The 2413-nt window shown below is 41.6% G+C and carries 3 protein-coding genes and 1 pseudogene; 3 read left to right on the top strand and 1 reads right to left on the bottom strand.

What is annotated here, in order from left to right:
- Window positions 1-190 precede the first annotated feature (190 nt).
- Together KNQ13_RS15625 and istB are read left to right on the top strand one after the other, a co-directional pair.
- Window positions 191-340 (top strand): hypothetical protein, encoded by a 150-nt coding sequence (locus tag KNQ13_RS15625; protein ID WP_209548550.1) that lies wholly within the window; start codon window positions 191-193, stop codon window positions 338-340.
- Window positions 337-1101 carry an IS21-like element helper ATPase IstB gene (gene istB, locus KNQ13_RS15620; RefSeq protein WP_209548551.1) on the top strand — a complete coding sequence of 255 codons (765 nt, stop codon included), beginning with the start codon at window positions 337-339 and terminating at the stop codon, window positions 1099-1101. Before KNQ13_RS15625 ends, istB begins: the two co-directional genes overlap by 4 nt.
- Here istB and KNQ13_RS15615 read toward each other — a convergent pair.
- Window positions 1065-1541, bottom strand: coding sequence for a transposase (locus KNQ13_RS15615; RefSeq protein WP_251027499.1), 477 nt, complete (start codon window positions 1539-1541; stop codon window positions 1065-1067). The two genes, istB and KNQ13_RS15615, sit on opposite strands and share 37 nt — an antisense overlap.
- Before the next feature lie 380 nt (window positions 1542-1921).
- On the opposite strand from KNQ13_RS15615, the pseudogene KNQ13_RS15610 reads away from it, so the two are divergent.
- A pseudogene (locus KNQ13_RS15610) lies at window positions 1922-2210 on the top strand (IS30 family transposase); the annotation flags it as partial.
- Window positions 2211-2413: the final 203 nt, after the last annotated feature.

Raw genomic sequence — 2413 nt, 5'->3', positions numbered from 1 at the left:
ATCAGTCCTTTTTAACTCTATTCCCATAGTATTGAAAACATTACCTCACTAACATTGCGTAAGAACCACAAACCTATTGCAAAATACAGCAGTCGATTTTCTGGATGAAATCGTTGTGAGATATCCTCGATACATACGTGATCAGTTTGACCTTATTCGTGACCTGGGTACTAATCGGATAGAAGAAACAGTGAAAGAAATGGGTCGTCTATATGACATTGGACAGGTCAGTGCTAATCTATTACGGCAAAACCTATTGACTGGTCCCGAAGGGATCACCGTCTCGACGCGCGCCCTTGATCCGTATATTCATTTGATGACAGGGGCGACGAAGAAATGAGTAAACATCCAATCGAAGGTATTCAAGAAATGGCAAGAGCTTTACGTCTGGTCGAGAGTGCAGCAGAACTCCCACGCTTTTTACGGACAGCAGAGGAAGAACGATGGACGTACCATGAATTTCTGCATGAAGTGTTTCATTACGAACAAAAGCGACGCGAGCAGAAACTACAGGATCGGCTGACGAGATGGGCGAACTTCCCTGTCGAACGTCACCTGGATGAGTTTGAGCTTGAACATCTACGCTCGATCGGTGTACGCCAGTTCAAGCAACTGAGAGAGTTGAACTGGCTTAAAAGCCATCATAATTTGATTCTTTTGGGTCCCCCAGGGACCGGCAAGACCCACCTCGCCATCGGTCTAGGGCTTGACGCCATAAAGATCGGGAAGAAAGTCAGCTTCGTTACGATGGGAGAGGCCCTTCACCTTCTAAAAACCCGAAATGTCATCCGTCGTTCCGAAGTCCGTTACAAACGACTCGTCGAGTCGGAACTTGTCATTCTGGATGACATGATGTACATGGCAATGGAACAACGTGAGGCCAATCTTCTTTTTCAACTTATTAATGAACTTTATGAAAAAAGTTCGATCATTCTAACGTCGAATAAGCGACCAGAAAGCTGGGGCGAATTGATTGGTGAGCAAGGAATCGTCACAGCCATTCTTGATCGGCTCTTACATCGTGCGGAAATCATTCAAATGGATGAGGAAAGCTACCGGATGCGCTATCGGTCTACTATTTTTACAGAACATACAGAATGATCGAAAAGTGTTGTGCTTAAATCATCGTAAAATGACTTTTCTTCTTGACGGTCACATGTGGCCTTGTGCTTGTTCGCATAAGTACTGTAATGGCGTACGAAACTCCGATAGGAGTATGGAATCTTTTTGTTAGCACGACACTCGATTTCATATTCATAATGCAAAAGTGATAACGTGACGTTCGGCTTTGCCAATTCTTTATGGACATGGTCAAAATCGATTGGATATCGACCAGATGATTCAAGTGACTTCTCAGGAAACAAAAACTCTTCAATCCATTTGTCAGTCATCTCATCATCAAAAGGTCCCACCAACCCCTTCTGTTTGGCACGTTCGGTCACCTCCGTCACTTTCTGACGTGAGTTGCCAGTGCTAGACGCAATACTTCGTAGACTGAAGCCTTCTTCTTTTAGTTTCAGGATGTCGGAATAACGGAGCATAAAAAAATACCTCCTATGTGACAATGTCACACCATGCGGTGTGCATATCAATCATAAGAGTGTATTATGAACGCCGGTCGACGCTATGGCACTGCTTGGTAAATTGTTTGTCACTCTTTGGTAAAAAAGATTGCAAGAGTGGTACATTTCGATGGCTGTAATCAATCAACTGATAATGGTTCCAAATTATGATTGATTACTTTCTAAATACCTTTTATAAACGTTCTAAATCAGCTGTTTTTTATAAGACGAATTGTAATATTAAGTGCAACACCTAACTGAAAAAACAAAAAAACCATAACGGCCTCGTGTAGAATAAAGTTATCACACAAAATTCAACGGAGGATTCATTATTGTGAGTTCTAAGACGAAGACAATATTCCACGACGACAGCTCGTGGAAAAGAGTCTTAGCTGTCATGAACGAATTCGTGAAATGTTAGACTTACCGATGTATTTTGCGGATCCGTATTCTTCTTGGCAGCGTGGGAGTAACGAGAACGCCAATGGTCTTCTTCGTGAATTTTTAACGAAGGAGACGGATTTCGGAAAGGTCAGTCGTTCTGAACTCGCTCAAGCGCTCGCCTGGATCAATGGGAGACCACGGAAACGTCTCAACTGGAAAACTGCATACGAGGTCTTCTCGGAAGAAATGTTGCACTTAATTTGACAAACCGTCGATTTTTTAAAAATTGTATTTATTACTTTAATAGGCTACTTATTTTAAAAATCATTTTTATAATTTATATACAATTAACCAAAATTAATGTTTAAATATTTATAAGTGACGAATTGTAATATTAAGTGCAACACCTGACGGAAAACACAAAAAGCCCATAACGGCCTCGTGTAGAATGGAGTTACCACACCACA

This window comes from Exiguobacterium sp. s128 (genome assembly GCF_018618815.1).
In the GTDB taxonomy this organism is placed as follows: Bacteria; Bacillota; Bacilli; order Exiguobacteriales; family Exiguobacteriaceae; genus Exiguobacterium_A; species Exiguobacterium_A antarcticum.
The sequence above is the reverse complement of the archived record's forward strand: the minus strand, read 5'-3'. Positions and strand labels throughout refer to the sequence as shown.

Bases quoted from the DNA above. Each gene is read 5' to 3' on its own strand.
- KNQ13_RS15615 (WP_251027499.1), bottom strand. From the start codon at position 1,541: ATGCTCCGTTATTCCGACATCCTGAAACTAAAAGAAGAAGGCTTCAGT.
- istB (WP_209548551.1), top strand. From the start codon at position 337: ATGAGTAAACATCCAATCGAAGGTATTCAAGAAATGGCAAGAGCTTTA.